The organism is Oceanobacillus arenosus, assembly GCF_003369575.1.
In the GTDB taxonomy this organism is placed as follows: Bacteria; Bacillota; Bacilli; order Bacillales; family Amphibacillaceae; genus Oceanobacillus; species Oceanobacillus arenosus.
Genome location: NZ_PIOC01000017.1, coordinates 292536 through 307063, shown reverse-complemented (window position 1 = coordinate 307063; position 14528 = coordinate 292536). Strand labels below are relative to the sequence as shown.

Annotated in this window: 15 protein-coding genes; 9 read left to right on the top strand and 6 right to left on the bottom strand. The window is 37.2% G+C overall.

Translation table 11 applies throughout. The features are described 5' to 3' along the window. Nucleotides 1-54 precede the first annotated feature (54 nt). Nucleotides 55-1599 (top strand): ABC-F family ATP-binding cassette domain-containing protein, encoded by a 1545-nt coding sequence (locus tag CWR48_RS12245; protein WP_115773516.1) that lies wholly within the window; start codon nt 55-57, stop codon nt 1597-1599. A gap of 237 nt (nt 1600-1836) precedes the next feature. Here CWR48_RS12245 and CWR48_RS12240 read toward each other — a convergent pair whose 3' ends face one another. Together CWR48_RS12240 and CWR48_RS12235 are read right to left on the bottom strand one after the other, a co-directional pair. Continuing rightward, nucleotides 1837-2475, bottom strand: a complete 639-nt coding sequence (locus CWR48_RS12240) for an alpha/beta hydrolase (protein WP_115773515.1) — start codon at nt 2473-2475, stop codon at nt 1837-1839. A 167-nt stretch (nt 2476-2642) separates the two neighbouring features. Further along, nucleotides 2643-3881 (bottom strand): PcsB-like coiled-coil domain-containing protein, encoded by a 1239-nt coding sequence (locus tag CWR48_RS12235; RefSeq protein ID WP_115773514.1) that lies wholly within the window; start codon nt 3879-3881, stop codon nt 2643-2645. Between the two features lie 287 nt (nt 3882-4168). Here CWR48_RS12235 and CWR48_RS12230 point away from each other — a divergent pair, with 287 nt between their 5' ends. Beyond that, nucleotides 4169-4378, top strand: coding sequence for a hypothetical protein (locus CWR48_RS12230; protein WP_115773513.1), 210 nt, complete (start codon nt 4169-4171; stop codon nt 4376-4378). Here CWR48_RS12230 and CWR48_RS12225 read toward each other — a convergent pair. Then, nucleotides 4364-4675, bottom strand: coding sequence for a DUF3892 domain-containing protein (locus CWR48_RS12225; RefSeq protein ID WP_115773512.1), 312 nt, complete (start codon nt 4673-4675; stop codon nt 4364-4366). The two genes, CWR48_RS12230 and CWR48_RS12225, sit on opposite strands and share 15 nt — an antisense overlap. Before the next feature lie 21 nt (nt 4676-4696). After that, entirely contained in the window at nt 4697-4903 is a 207-nt protein-coding gene (locus CWR48_RS12220; protein WP_115773511.1) for a gamma-type small acid-soluble spore protein, read from the bottom strand. Nucleotides 4904-5126: 223 nt separating this feature from the next. Here CWR48_RS12220 and CWR48_RS12215 point away from each other — a divergent pair, with 223 nt between their 5' ends. Next, nucleotides 5127-5348, top strand: coding sequence for a hypothetical protein (locus tag CWR48_RS12215; RefSeq protein ID WP_115773510.1), 222 nt, complete (start codon nt 5127-5129; stop codon nt 5346-5348). A gap of 37 nt (nt 5349-5385) precedes the next feature. Here CWR48_RS12215 and CWR48_RS12210 read toward each other — a convergent pair whose 3' ends face one another. Together CWR48_RS12210 and CWR48_RS12205 are read right to left on the bottom strand one after the other, a co-directional pair. After that, nucleotides 5386-8598, bottom strand: a complete 3213-nt coding sequence (locus CWR48_RS12210; protein WP_115773509.1) for a DEAD/DEAH box helicase — start codon at nt 8596-8598, stop codon at nt 5386-5388. A gap of 107 nt (nt 8599-8705) precedes the next feature. Next, nucleotides 8706-9440 (bottom strand): YqjF family protein, encoded by a 735-nt coding sequence (locus CWR48_RS12205; RefSeq protein ID WP_115773508.1) that lies wholly within the window; start codon nt 9438-9440, stop codon nt 8706-8708. A 162-nt stretch (nt 9441-9602) separates the two neighbouring features. On the opposite strand from CWR48_RS12205, the gene CWR48_RS12200 reads away from it, so the two are divergent. From CWR48_RS12200 to CWR48_RS12175, 6 genes are all read left to right on the top strand, one after another. Beyond that, a complete protein-coding gene (locus CWR48_RS12200) occupies nt 9603-9806 on the top strand; it encodes a YjzC family protein (protein ID WP_115773507.1) in 204 nt (67 codons plus the stop codon). Nucleotides 9807-9864: 58 nt separating this feature from the next. After that, nucleotides 9865-10047, top strand: coding sequence for a hypothetical protein (locus CWR48_RS12195; RefSeq protein ID WP_115773506.1), 183 nt, complete (start codon nt 9865-9867; stop codon nt 10045-10047). A gap of 505 nt (nt 10048-10552) precedes the next feature. Next, a complete protein-coding gene (locus CWR48_RS12190; RefSeq protein ID WP_115773505.1) occupies nt 10553-11194 on the top strand; it encodes a PspA/IM30 family protein in 642 nt (213 codons plus the stop codon). 46 nt (nt 11195-11240) lie between these two features. Further along, complete coding sequence (locus tag CWR48_RS12185; protein WP_115773504.1) at nt 11241-12269, top strand: TFIIB-type zinc ribbon-containing protein; 1029 nt, start codon at nt 11241-11243, stop codon at nt 12267-12269. Then, nucleotides 12269-13063, top strand: coding sequence for a TPM domain-containing protein (locus tag CWR48_RS12180; RefSeq protein WP_115773503.1), 795 nt, complete (start codon nt 12269-12271; stop codon nt 13061-13063). Before CWR48_RS12185 ends, CWR48_RS12180 begins: the two co-directional genes overlap by 1 nt. A gap of 229 nt (nt 13064-13292) precedes the next feature. Then, the gene (locus CWR48_RS12175) at nt 13293-14285 is read left to right on the top strand and encodes an SPFH domain-containing protein (RefSeq protein ID WP_115773502.1); all 993 of its coding nucleotides are present in this window, start codon (nt 13293-13295) and stop codon (nt 14283-14285) included. Nucleotides 14286-14528: the final 243 nt, after the last annotated feature.

Genomic DNA, 14528 nt, shown 5'->3' with positions numbered 1-14528 from the left:
TACAACATATACCATTTAGGAATATGTTTCACTTTTCATGGAGGTTTTATAAAAATGAGTTTACTTACAATTGATGCGCTTAGCCACAGCTTTGGTGATCGCACATTATTTAAAGATGTATCATTTCGGCTGGTAGCTGGGGAACACGTTGGTTTAGTTGGTGCGAATGGTGTTGGCAAATCAACGATGATGAATATTATTACCGGTCAATTAATCCACGACAGCGGTCAAGTCCATTGGACACCCGGCACAAATTATGGTTACTTGGATCAGCATACTGTTTTAACAAAAGGGAAAACGATTCGTGAGGTGCTTCGTGATGCATTTCTCCCCCTATTCGAACAAGAAAAACGGTTAAATGAAGTAACGGAAAAAATGGGGACAGCGACTCCAGAAGAATTAGAGGAGCTGCTTGAAGAAATGGGTATCATTCAGGATAAGCTAGAGGCTGGCGGTTTCTATACGTTAGATATTAAGATAGAAGAAGCTGCACATGGACTTGGCATTGATGCGATTGGGCTTGATAAGGACGTATCTGCACTAAGCGGAGGACAGCGGACAAAGGTACTGCTTGCGAAACTGCTATTGGAGCAGCCAGAAGTTCTCCTGCTTGATGAGCCGACAAACTATTTGGATGTGGAGCATATTCAGTGGCTAAGCAGCTATTTAAAAGAATATCCACACGCATTTTTACTAATTTCTCATGATACGGAATTTATGAATGGTGTTGTTGATGTCATCTTCCATCTTGAATTTTCGAAGCTCACTCGTTATACAGCTACATATGAGAAATTTCTCGAACTTGCAGAGATTAATAAAAATCAGCATATTAACGCATATGAAAAGCAACAAGAATATATTAAGAAACAAGAAGATTTTATTGCCAAAAACAAAGCACGGTATTCTACGACAGGACGAGCAAAAAGTCGCCAGAAGCAATTAGAGAGAATGGATAGAATTGATCGACCGGAAACAGCGATGAAGCCGACATTTAATTTTAAAGAATCACGTAGCAGTAGTCGTTTTGTATTCGAAGCAGAAGAGCTCGAGATTGGTTATGATCATCCATTATTTCCAAAGTTAACAACCGTGATTGAACGTGGGGATCGAATTGCAATTGTCGGGAGTAATGGTGTCGGAAAATCGACGCTTTTAAAAACGATACTCGGAAAGATCAAGCCACTAAGTGGAAAACGTATACTTGGTGACTTTCTATTCCCTTCCTACTACGAGCAAGAGGTACTAGCGGGTAGCACGACACCAATTGATGAGGTCTGGAATGCCTTTCCGCATTTAAATCAAGCACAGGTACGTGGAATTTTAGCAAAAGTAGGCTTAAAAAATGAGCATATAACAAGGCCGATGAAGCAGCTAAGTGGTGGAGAACAATCAAAGGTTAGAATATGTAAGTTAATGCTCAATGAAAGCAATTGGTTATTATTCGATGAACCAACAAACCATTTAGATGTCGTAGCAAAAGAAGAATTAAAACGGGCATTAAAAGAATATAAAGGAACCATTGTCATCGTCTGCCATGAACCCGAATTCTATGAAGACTGGGTAACAAAAGTATGGAATGTAGAAGACTGGGCGAAATAGGTGCCAGCATATTTTGGGGGTGCCTGGCACCTCCCGAGTTTTGTCAAAAATTGTCGATTCACTCGGTTACGGAGCGTAATCTATCCACTCGAGTACATTTAGCGTGTATGTGCTGCAGCGGAATATTCATAGTCCACCAGCATCCACACGCTAAATAGGAGTTCAAACTATTAGGAATGATCCAAGTACATAAAAGAGCACTGTAATTTCTACAGTGCTCTTTTCGTTATACAAATATTAGCGTAAACTAGTAAACCATGCTCTCAAATCTTGATAATTTTGCTGAGAAACTGTGTGTCCTGAATCATATTGCTTAAATACTACATTTGCACCATGCTCTTGGAAATATTGCTTACTTGCTGGCGCCCACGCGAATGGCAGAACAGGATCCTGTTCACCATGTGAAATAAAGATGGATAAATCACGAACATCTCTGTTATCATTTTCGTTCTTAATAAAGTCAGGAATATAACCACTTAGGGCTGCTATCCCCTTGATTCTATCATCCAGTATGAGTCCAAGACTCATAGAAAGAATTGCTCCTTGACTGAATCCCATTAAATATAGAGAGGTAGAGTCAATTGGATATTCCTCGAAACTGTAATCAATAAATGCCGTGAGCTTCGAAATTGCTTGATCAAAGACATCGCGATGTGGCTTGCCAAATTCCTCCATCGTAAAAAAGGCATATCCAGGTGGTTGTACAATTGGACCTCTCACACTGAAAATATAATATGTCTCTTCTAATCCTTCGACTAATTGCAAAAGATCCTGCTCATTACTTCCCATTCCATGGATTAAATATAATGCTGGATAGATTTTTCCTGCATCAACTACAGCTGGTTTTCTTATTTCATATGCTAAAGGTGCTTGCATGTTTATTCCTCCTTATTAATTGGTAACCAAGGAAATACTTTTCTCAAATTGATTCCACGTTAATAATATAGTACATTGTACCATTATAGGGCAAGTTAACTACACTAAATTATCGATTAAAAATAGAGGAGCAATTACATTCTAATTGCTCCTCTCCAATCAATTATTTATTTTGTAATCGTTACTTTAACTGTGCGTCTTCCCCAATTCAATGCGGCTTTATGTGTTGGAACATAAACATCGATCTTATTTCCTTTGATTGCTCCACCAATATCACCTGCAATTGCATATCCATATCCTTCAACATGGACAACAGAACCTAATGGGATAACACTCGGATCTACAGCAATTACTTTTGCGTTTGGGTTTTTTCTTAAATCAATGCCTGTTGACGTTACACCAGAACCGCCAGAGCTTTCCAGTGTGTATGCCGTTGACGTCATCGTAAAGGTTTTTCCTTCCGTTTTTTCCACAGGTTGTTGTCTTGTTTCTTCTTGTTTTCCAGCTGTATTCGACTGTTCTTTTGTCGTTACTTTTTCTTCAGATTTCACACTGTTTGTTTCAACATTAGTTGTCGCAGCGGCTAATTGTACAACAGGTTCAGCTGATTTCGCTTCTAGTTCTTTTTCTTTCGCCGCTTGTGCTGCTAATCGGGCAGCTTCCGCAATTTTTGCCTTTGTTTCTGCTTCAAGTGCAGTGAGATTCGTATCTTTCGCTTGTAAGTTATCTACTAGAGTTACTAACTCTTGTTGTTTATTTTCTAATGCTTGCCTACTTGCTTCATTTTGTTGCTTTTGTTCATTAATTGCTCTTTCTGTTTCCTCTTGTTCTTGTTTCATCGTGTTTAATTGATCTAATTTTTCTAAAGAAAGATTTTGATTTTCTTCTACTTTTTTAATGTCTGCATCAAGCTCTTCCATCAAAATTGCATCTGATTCAGCTATTTTATTTACTGAAGAGACTCGACTAAGAAAATCCCCAAAGTTTTGTGACCCAAAAATAACTTCTAAAAACGTAATAGATCCACCGGTCTTTTGATATGAAGATACTCTACTTTTTAATATTTCATAGCGTTTTTCAATTGAAATTTCTAGCTCCTGTTTTTCAGCTTGTAACGTTTCAATTTCACCGATTGTACCTTCGATATCTTGCTCGGTATCTTTCATTAAGGTTTGGTTTTCTATTAATCTTTGATTTACTTGTTCTATTTGACTATTCAATTCCTCAATTTCACTTACAACACTAGCTATCTTACCTTCTGCATCAGAAAGATTTTCTTTAATTTCTTTACGTTGATCCTGGATTGCTTCTAAATCATTCGTGGTCTCTGCGTAACTATAATTGCTTACAGGAATTCCAAGAGCAATTATTGTAGCTAAGGTAATTGCGACAAATTTCTTTTTCAATTTTCCCCCTGCTTTCTTTTTAGCATAATACCATCATTTTTTTCTCTCTTCGCTATGTATTTTCCTAATTGGAAGTATATCATTTGAAAATGACGGAACAATGTTAAAAAGATTACAGTTATGTTTCAAGGTATAACAAAACAGTAACAATCGAATCTAGCATATTAGTGATCAACCCATTACTATTACAACTTAATCATTAGCATTCCATTACAAAAATATCCCCCTTTTAAAAGAGTAATGAAATATTGTATAATGGAAACAAATACTTAGGGAGTGTGAGAGTAATGGCAAAGTCTAATGCCAATAAGAAACGCAGAAAATTAGTACGTGAAGGAAGATTAAATCCGGAAATTAATAGAAGTCCATTTTCACAGCTTGATTTACACACTAGAAAAACAAAAAATAAAAAAGATAATATGTATAAAACCAAACATAAGAATCGTCATCCACAGCAATGGGAAAACGATTCTTTTTTTATATTAAAATTGAGGTAAATTACTTAAATTGTTTTCTATTATCCCATCAGGTTGACTGCGAATAATGTCTTTTCCATACTTATGAAACACATCAATATGAGCGATTTTACCAGCCTTTGCTTCATTTAAGGCAATGAGATAATCCAGCTCACGACCCGTATTCGTTTTAAATGCAATCATATCGCCAGAATCATTTTTTCTCACTGCTATTATTTCTTCTTGTCCGTCTAACAATTCTTGCCTCGCATCAAAACTTGTTTGTTGTTCACTTTGATTCCGGTATTCATTGTATATTTTTTCAAAGTTTTTTTGCATGAGTTTCTCTGCCTCCTTTTATTACAGCTTTGACTGTTGTTTATCCCTTTTAACTTCCTCAATATGAGTGTCTCTGTAAATTCGAGTGCCATGTCCCCCAGTTGTTTGAGCAAGCCATTCCTTAACTTCATTATAGGACATGCCTGACTGCTCATTTTGCTCTTTTACCGCATCGATATTTGTACCAACGACTGTTAATTTTCCCTGATCACTATTATTATTCACCATCAACAGACCCCCCTTTAATCTTTTTCCTTATATTGTCCCAATAAGAGGTTTTTTAGCAGCATGCATTAAATGTACTTATTAATAACTCTATTTTACTTATCTGCTGTGGTCAAGAAAATGGAAAATAATAATCAGTATATATTATATGTGTTTCTATAAACTAACAATGTTCCAAAAGTATAGGAACAATATTTCCACAACAAAAATAAAGGATGGTAATAATATGAACAATCGTCAAGGTGTGATGACAGCGTTAATTACTACAGCTGCAGCAGGTGCTGCCATTTATGGTATTACTAGAGGTGTCCAAAATGGAACGTTCCAACGTTTGCCCGGTCAATTATCTAATGCGATGAACAATCCAGCTGTTCAACAACTTACGAACACACTTGGTTCCAGTAACACTCAACAGCAGAATGAAAACAATATAAATAATGCCTTTTGAAATAGTCAAACGGATGGTTTTCTGTGAAAACCATCCGTCATATTTTCAATATCTCTCGAATATCCTCTTCTGTAATTCCTGATGTCACTTTCTCTTCGGAATCAATAATTTCATCGATTAATTTTTTCTTTTTCTCCTGCAGTTCATTCATTTTTTCTTCAATAGTCCCCCTTGTGACGAGCTTAATTACCTCCACAACGTTTTCCTGCCCCATTCGATGTGCACGGTCTGCTGCTTGTTCCTCAACAGCTGGATTCCACCATAGATCATACAAAATTACAGTATCAGCACCAGTCAAATTGAGCCCTGTTCCCCCTGCCTTCAAGGAAATTAAAAAAACATCTCGTTCGCCAGCATTAAACCGATCACAAAGCTCCACTCTTTTTTGAGATGGCGTTTGTCCATCAAGATAAAAAAATGGAAGGTCTTGCTCTACCAACGCTCTGCCAATTAGATCAAGCATTTTGGTAAATTGGGAGAAAATTAATACCCGTCTGCCAGATAGCCTTGATTCCTCCATAATCCGTATTAATTGTTCAAATTTCGCTGAACTTCCCTTATAGCCTTCTACAAATAGTGCTGGATGACAACATATTTGCCGTAATCTAGTTAGTCCTGCTAGGATCTTAATTTTATTCTTACGAAATGTGCCCTTATCCATATGTTTAAACGTATCATGCCTTAATTTCGCAAGGTAGGCAGCATAGAGCTTTTTCTGCTCTGGAAGTAGTTCTACCGAATCAATCAATTCCAGCTTTTCCGGGAGCTCTTTTATGACATTCTCCTTCATCCTGCGCAGCAAAAAAGGTCGGATTCTTCGGGATACTTGCTTCCTTGTCAAATTACTAAATTCCTTTAGTCCACCGAATAATTCTGGAAAAACAACGTGAAAAATCGACCAGAGCTCTTCCAATGAATTTTCTATCGGTGTTCCAGTAAGTGCGAAATAATGTTCTGCCTGCAATTTTTTCACAGCTCTTGCAGTTTGTGTGAATGGATTCTTAAATGCCTGTGCCTCATCAAAAAATATCGTATGAAACTTATTGCTTTCATACCATTCAATATCACTTCGAAGCAATGGATAGGAAGTAATCAATACATCGATACCCTGCGCATCCTTCTGGAGTCTGGTTCTTTCATACTTATTTCCGTCTATTACAAGTGCTTCTATTTCTGGGGCAAATTTCATGATCTCATTCAACCAGTTATACGTCACAGATGATGGGGATATAATGAGAACTGGCTGCTCTTTTTTCCGTAGTTCAGGAAGTACGGAGAGAATAAAGGCAATACTTTGGACTGTTTTTCCTAATCCCATATCATCAGCAAGAATCCCACCAAATCCGTAGCCCGCAAGTGTCTTCATCCATTGGTATCCTTGTTTTTGATAATTCCGCAGTACCGTTTCCAAAATTTCAGGCACCTCAATTGATGCATTATCAGGATTTTGAATATTATCTAGGAATTGACGAAAGGATGCTTCAATCGTAAATGTAGTTTGTTCATTGATGGAATCAATTAGTTTGATTCCATTGATAATTGGTACATTCAAACCATTCTCCAAATCCACCTCCTGCATTGGTGCAGCAAGGAGAAACCGCTGGATTTCTTCAAACTCCTTAGTTTCTAGTGACAGGAGCGATCCATTTCGCAATCGATAATATTTTCGTTTTTCTTCTAGTGCGCTCAGCAGCTCACGTATTTCCTTCTCAGGGATTCCATTCATCTCAAATTTGAATTCTAACCAGTCAGTCCGATCCCTTTTATGCTTTATTCTAATTTTCGGCCAATCATTAATCCTTGCAATTCGATTTCTAACTGCAGTAGTTGCATAGATTTGTACAAGCTCCTGTAATTTGGGAACGACATGGTATAGAAATTCGTATTCTAAATCCTCATTTTGAAAGAAATACCCTTCCTCTGTCTTCGTAAATGCACTATCATCCATCAACCGTAAAATTTCTTCTTCTCGCTCAAGATCCCTTATTACCATTGTAGTTTCTCGCTCGTTCCGTTCTTCTAATGGATTTATCATGACATTGTCATAATGGAACTCAAGCCCTGCAAGCAGTCGGTTCCTTAAACGGTCTAAATACAGTTTCGCAACAAGTGGTGTTTTCATAAGCTGCGTTCGGAGCCGCTTCGTTAAATGGACATTACCAAGCTTCTTCAATCCAGCAAGTCCTTTTTTCAAAAAAGGCCGAATATGATCTTCTGAAATGAAAATCCGATCGGTTTGAGAGGCCTCTAGCATTTGTTTTAATTCCAAGAGCTGATTTGTCTTCTCCCTTTTTAAATGAACCAGTTTTCCATCATAAACGGCAAGCTGATAGTCTGTTAATACTTGCATATTGCCGAGTCCCGCGATTTTTAGTTCATATCCATTTTCTACATCCGTAAATTCAAATTGCAATGGAAGTTGGTTTTCTATAATTGAAAATGAATCCGTAACATCCCCGTTATATGAAAGCATTACAGATGGTGCTTTTGTAAGTAGAGGGGCAACTCGTTCCCATGATGATGGCGGGATTCGCAGCACTTGTTGATTGAGTTTATACTCGGTCTGGGGTTTCCCAAATAACTTTTCATCATTTATCAGTTGAATTAGCTGGTTGATAACTGCATCATTTTCATTTGAAAAACAATACAATGTTGGATCAAATATAAATGAAGGAGAAATCGTTAATGCTTTCCCCTTTTTCAGTTGTTTTAGAAATTCGCGAATATCCGCTACGATAGTCGAATCCATTATGATTTCTATTCCAATATGCTGTATTGCATTTTCACCGGAGAAAATTTTGCATAAAAAAGTTAAATCGATAACTTCTCTATTTTCAAAATGCCGTTGATATCCGCTTTTTCTAACTGGTTGATCATGAATAAGTGTCAACAAACCTTCTGCCAATTTCACATTTATGTCAACGGTGCTCGTATATTCCAACTGTTGATTACTTGATGAATTACTTTTCCTCTGCATATCTTGAATCACCAATAATACGGCAGCAATATGTTGACAATCCTTTTCATAAGAAGATAATTTTGGGCAACTACAGCTGGTTCGGAAACCACGATTGACATCTCTTTCAATAATAACCAGGAAGGCTTCCTTACCAGTTACGGTTGCTTCACAACGATCTACACTATAATTTTCAATTGATACTTTATCATTACGATAAAAAGCGTCCCCTCTCTTGAAGGAGACGATACCGCATCGCTCTTGAATAATTTTTTGACTAAGCTTTATATTCATGCCTTGCTCCTTTCAATGGGATATTTCGGTCAAAAATGCGTATATATCATTACATCATTATAGCATTAATCCTGTAGATTATATTTCATTTTAGACTTCTATCTCCGTTACTTCTCCTTCTGCATCATCCAACTCAAGGACACTTTTTCATGGGCATAATGCACGACCGCTTCTTTATCCAATAACGTATTAGAGAGAATTGGCAAGGATAGCTCTTCCATGCTTAATGTCACATTCTGAATTGCCCATTTTTCATGGTGAAGTTCTCCCCTGTATAACCTTCCACCCTTATATGTCCATAAAGTATACCGCTCGAGCAACCAGTATTCGCGAATTCCTTTCTCTGGAAAAAAAGGCTCCCCTATTGGTCGATAATGCCCTTTGAATTTAATCCGTTCTTTTCCTTCACGTACACTCGCAAATTGATAGGCATTGTCTATTTTATCCAGTTGCATCTGCGCATGAAAATAAGGCAGTGTTGCCATTCTTGCACCAATTACAGCAAGCAGATTATTTGCATCGAGACTAAAAAAGTATACTCCTGATATGCCTTTTCGTTTTACATAGGTCTGGACATTTAACTCTAAATAGGACCCTAAAAATGGAAGAGCTGACAGGTTTCGGATGCGCATTTTACTTACTTTAAATGGAATGATACTAATCCATGCCTTTCCTGCAAAAGTATCGATATCTAGTCCTGGTGGCAGGAGCCCTTTTATCATTTCAACAGAGACAGGGTAGCTGATGAACAACAAATGCTCCCATTTTTGCCTCATAATCCAGGGACCCTCCGGTAATGGATATTCACGATGGTCATTTCTTTTCAATATGTCGTCGATCATGATTTTCGCCTTCTTCACTGCTCGTTTTTTTTAGTTTTTTCCTAAACAATTGCTTTATGCAGATCCCAATTCAAATACTGGAGAATAATCTAGTTTTTTCCAGCTATAAACATTATATCCAATAGCCATAATAAAAGTATTCTATGAAAAGGAGTGAGGTAAATTAGCGGACATGGTAATCAATTTCGTGCTGGGCAAAAGGCACCAAATAATGGTGTTTATATTGAAATTGGTGAAACAGGCAGCATGGTAAACGATCCGCAACAAGTAAAACTTGAGGCTGGAGAAAAATTTCCAGAAAACAAGAACCAAAATCGAATTTGGGTAAATCAACGCAATCTTTCTAGACCAAGTGTTCAAGGATAAAAATGTTCTGTAGGCAATAAAATATTAAACACTAAGATTAAAAACGGAGGGATTTTAGATGAATAACGACCGAAAGAATTTCAATCGTAATGACCGCAACAATCAAAACAACAACAACAACAACAATAATAGAAATCAGGAAATCGATAATGTTGAATTTGCGGAAGAATTCCTTAATGAAAATGAAGAACGAAACAATCGGCAAAACAATAACAATAATCGCGATGACCGCAACAATTAATTAAGACCCTTTACCCAAAAGACCTATACCAGAATTCGTGCATCATTCATGGTATAGGTCTTTTTTAATTGCTTAGAAAACTATAAAATTTGGACGTTGTGGATAGCTTAATTACCGAGAATAGCGACGTCCAGCGTAAGCGTACCGTGCTCCTAGCGAGACTTCCCTCACCTCCGTAATCTAAGTCAACCGCTTACGCTCATCGTGTATCCTTTATCTCAAAAGGAAAGGAGAAGTTCGTACGTCGCTAAACGGGCGCTTGCGCTTTTGTTCTTGGATTACAATTTGGTGTCCACGAATATATAGGATAATAATGATACTTAGAAAAATGAGGATTTTAACATTGACCACAACCGAATTTCTCTATTTACTTATTATCCTAGTTATTTATTTGTTATAATGATATGAAACTTTATATCGATTGAATCGTAATATTAATTAAGAAGTTTTTCCTATTATACATACCCAAATTCCCATTTACTTATATTATTCGAGGAGGAAGACCATGAGTATATTGAGCCGATTCAAAGATATTATGGCAAGCAATCTTCAACCATTACTGGACAAAGCTGATAATCCAGAAAAATTGATTAAACAATATATAAAAAGTCTTAACCTTGATCTAGGTGCAGTCAAAGCAGAAACTGCCTCCGTCCTTGCTGAAGAGCAACGAGCAGCAAGGACACTTAACGATTGTAAGTCCGATATAAATAAAATGCAGCGCTATGCAGTAAAAGCAGTAGAAAATGGCAATGAGGATCAAGCAAGAACTTTCCTTGAACGAAAAGCCACACTCGTTACTTTAGAGGCTGATTTACAAGCAACCTATGACATAGCTACATCCAATTCATTAAAAATGAAACAGCTACGTGAAAAGCTTTTTGCTGATATTAAAGTGTTAGAAGATCGTTTTTCAACAATCAATAATAAGACGATAGTGGCTAAGTCTCAACAAAAAATCAACACTACTACTTTTGATGAAATGGAAGAAAAAACGAACTTTGCCTTGGACGAAGCAGCCGCACTTGCTGAGTTAAGGAGAGACCCTTTTGAAGAGGTAGCGGAAGATTTTACAAGCATTGAAAATGACCGCGATATTGATCAGGAATTAAACAATATAAAGGAACAATTAAAAGATAGAAATTAGATTTCACATTGAAATTTAAAAGCCTTGTTTAAGGGGGAATAGCAGCATGGTCATTCATTATAAATGCCCTAATTGTGGCGGAGAAATGCTTTTTGAAAGTAATACGGGATTATTGACCTGTCAGAGCTGTGGCAGAACGGATAATATTGAAGGATTTTCTGACGACTATGTTACAAAGACCTTCTCTGAAGAAGAAGCAAAAGAATACCAATGCGAAAATTGTGGTGCTGTTATTATTACAGATGCAGATACAACCGCTACAGCCTGTAGCTTCTGTGGGGCCGCCGTTGTTCTCGGTGATCGATTATCCGGTATTTTAGCACCTGCAAAAGTACTCCCTTTCACGATTAGTAAAGAAGAGGCAAAGGCAGCGTTCCAGAAGTGGTGTAAAAATGGGAGGCTTACTCCAAAAGGTTTTATGGAAGCAAACCGGATTAAAGGGATAACCGGAATTTACGTCCCCTTTTGGTTATATGATTTAGATAGCGATGCAAAAGTTGATGCAGTCGGCACTAAGGTTCGCACCTATACAAGTGGCGATTATATCTATACCGAAACGAAATATTATGATATATATCGTGACATTGATCTTAATTTTCAGAAGGTACCTGTCGATGCATCTGAAAAGTTAAATGATAAACTAATGGATAAATTAGAGCCCTTTGAATTCAAAAATTTAAAGGACTTTAAGACACCTTATTTAGCTGGATATATTGCGGAAAAATACAATTATGACGATAATGAACTCTTTCCAAGGGTAGAATTGAAGATTGATAAATATATCGATTCATATATTCGTTCAACAATATCAGGCTATCAATCAGTAAATTATCACAATAAAAGAATTAATACGAGAAACAAGAATAGTTATTACGTACTTCTGCCTGTCTGGATGTTCTATTATGATTATAATAAATCAGAACATGTTTTTGCGATGAATGGGCAAACAGGGAAAGTCGTTGGAAAACCCCCACTTAGCTTCGGAAAAATTGCTACATGGTTCACTAGTATTGCTGGCGGCGGTTTTATTGCACTTAAGCTGATCTCATGGTTATTTTTAGGGGGCTTGATTTAATGAAAAAGACAATATCATTATCCATCATTTTTTCATTTATTGCCCTTTTACTGGTGCTTCAACTTTTACCGAGAGAAGCGATAGCTGCAACAGATCCAAAGCAAAGAATCTTTGATTATGCTAACCTGTTAACAGTAGAAGAAAAGGACAATTTGGAAATAGTTGCAAATCAGTACAGTGCAGAAAGTGAAACAGATATTGTCATACTAACAACTAATGACACCCAAGGAAAAGACATTATTCCGTATATGCAGGATTTCTATGATGAGCAAGGGCTAGGTTACGATAAAAAGCACGGAAATACCGCAATTCTGACACTTGATATGAAAAATAGAGAAGTTTATTTAGCTGGATTTTATCTAGCGGAAGAATATTTAAGTGATGGTAGGCTCGATCAAATCCGAAATAAAATTACGCCGGATTTATCAGCAGCTAACTATTATGATGCATTTACTACTTTTATCGAAACATCATCTAAATATATGAGAATCAGCCCCTGGATTAATCCCGAGCTATTTATTTTCAAACTCTGGTTTCAAATCCTAGCACCGATTGCTATAGCAGCAATAATCGTTGGTACGATGGCATTCCATTCAAGTGGAAGAGTTACTGTAAACGATCGTACCTACTTAAATACGGCACAAGTCATGAATAGAAAAGATCGATATATAAGAACAACGGTCACCAAACAGAGAAAACCATCGGATAATAATAAAGGTGGGGGCGGCGGATTTGGTGGAGGCGGAACCTCCGGAGGTGGACATTCACATAGTGGAAGCCGCGGAAGTTTTTAAACAAAGCCGTTTTATAGTAAATCGTTGTTTTTCAAGTAGCAGTTGATAATGAAGGGTCAATATAAAGTGCGGACTAGTTTAATGCGCTAAGGGCTCTTCGGCCAGTCGCTCCAGAAATACACTACGCTGTCCGCAGCGGAAATCAACTTTGCGCCTAACTTAGTCCGCAGTTTGTCTAAATACCAGCAAAACATACATGAAAGATAAATGGAAAGGAATGAATTATAATATGGGATTTTTTAGCAGTCAATTTTCTGACGTAGTGGAATGGGAAGAATTTAGAGACGATATGATTTTCTGGAAATGGACAAATCGAGAAATAAAAAAAGGCAGTAAATTATTTATACGACCTGGTCAAGATGCAATATTCATCAACAACGGAAAGATTGAAGGAATATTTCAAGATGATGGGGAATATAACATCGAATCTGAGATTATCCCCTTTCTATCAACTTTAAAAGGATTCCGCTTTGGATTTAATTCAGGGCTGCGCGTCGAGGTATTATTTGTCAATACAAAAGAATTTACCGTTAAATGGGGAACAAAGAATGCAATCAATATTCCCTCCCCTTCCCTTCCTGGTGGCATGCCAATTCGTGCCAATGGAACTTTCAACTTTAAGGTAAATGATTATATCTCTTTAATCGATAACATCGCCGGGATTAAAAAAACGTATCTAGTCGAAGACATTAAGATACGGATTACTTCTATTCTTGATCAACTTCTTATGAAGTGGATTACGAAAGAAGGTAAAGATATGTTTAACTTGCAGGCAAACGCATATGAAATTGCCAAAGGAATCCAGGAAGATTTGGACATGGAAATTATGAATAACGGCATGTCCGTAACAGGTTTTACGATTATGAGCTTCAATTATCCTGAGGAAATTCAAAAGATGATTACCAAATCAGCTTCACATGGGATGATTGGCGACCTTGGCAAGTACCAACAGGTTTCCATGACTGATGGGATTGCTTCTGGGAAAGTTAAAGGTGGCGGTACAGCTTCCGATATGACTGGTATGATGATGGGCATGAATGTTGCGAATGAAATGATGAAAAATATGAAGCAACAAAATCAAGAAGCCAATTCACAAGCACCCGCACAGTCGAATCAAATTCCTACAAATAATAATGGAAAGAAGCCTAATTTCTGTCCGAACTGTGGAGAAAAAGCAACCGGAGCAAACTTCTGCCCAAATTGTGGTCAGAAACTAGCATAGGCACATGCTTTTTGAGTGCAACCTGCCAGTTATATCGGAAAATGTTGTGGTTAGTCTTATAGATACTGATATGGCGCATATCGGCCGTGTTAAACACCGCTCAGGAGGTTGAAGTGTTTGTTTACAGTTACTCATTAATTTTAACCAATAAAAAAAAGCTGTCTCACAGGATACGTAGTGTTCCTGTGAGACAGCTTTTTTTACACTTCTATGTTATATTTCATTTGGATTTTCTCCAAATCT

Excerpts from the sequence above, each read along its gene's own strand:
- CWR48_RS12175 (WP_115773502.1), top strand. The coding sequence starts at position 13,293 with ATGGGATTTTTTAGCAGTCAATTTTCTGACGTAGTGGAATGGGAAGAA.
- CWR48_RS12240 (WP_115773515.1), bottom strand. The coding sequence starts at position 2,475 with ATGCAAGCACCTTTAGCATATGAAATAAGAAAACCAGCTGTAGTTGAT.
- CWR48_RS12215 (WP_115773510.1), top strand. The coding sequence starts at position 5,127 with ATGAACAATCGTCAAGGTGTGATGACAGCGTTAATTACTACAGCTGCA.
- CWR48_RS12180 (WP_115773503.1), top strand. The coding sequence starts at position 12,269 with ATGAAAAAGACAATATCATTATCCATCATTTTTTCATTTATTGCCCTT.
- CWR48_RS12195 (WP_115773506.1), top strand. The coding sequence starts at position 9,865 with ATGAATAACGACCGAAAGAATTTCAATCGTAATGACCGCAACAATCAA.
- CWR48_RS12245 (WP_115773516.1), top strand. The coding sequence starts at position 55 with ATGAGTTTACTTACAATTGATGCGCTTAGCCACAGCTTTGGTGATCGC.
- CWR48_RS12220 (WP_115773511.1), bottom strand. The coding sequence starts at position 4,903 with ATGGTGAATAATAATAGTGATCAGGGAAAATTAACAGTCGTTGGTACA.
- CWR48_RS12190 (WP_115773505.1), top strand. The coding sequence starts at position 10,553 with ATGAGTATATTGAGCCGATTCAAAGATATTATGGCAAGCAATCTTCAA.
- CWR48_RS12225 (WP_115773512.1), bottom strand. The coding sequence starts at position 4,675 with ATGCAAAAAAACTTTGAAAAAATATACAATGAATACCGGAATCAAAGT.
- CWR48_RS12230 (WP_115773513.1), top strand. The coding sequence starts at position 4,169 with ATGGCAAAGTCTAATGCCAATAAGAAACGCAGAAAATTAGTACGTGAA.
- CWR48_RS12185 (WP_115773504.1), top strand. The coding sequence starts at position 11,241 with ATGGTCATTCATTATAAATGCCCTAATTGTGGCGGAGAAATGCTTTTT.
- CWR48_RS12210 (WP_115773509.1), bottom strand. The coding sequence starts at position 8,598 with ATGAATATAAAGCTTAGTCAAAAAATTATTCAAGAGCGATGCGGTATC.
- CWR48_RS12205 (WP_115773508.1), bottom strand. The coding sequence starts at position 9,440 with ATGATCGACGACATATTGAAAAGAAATGACCATCGTGAATATCCATTA.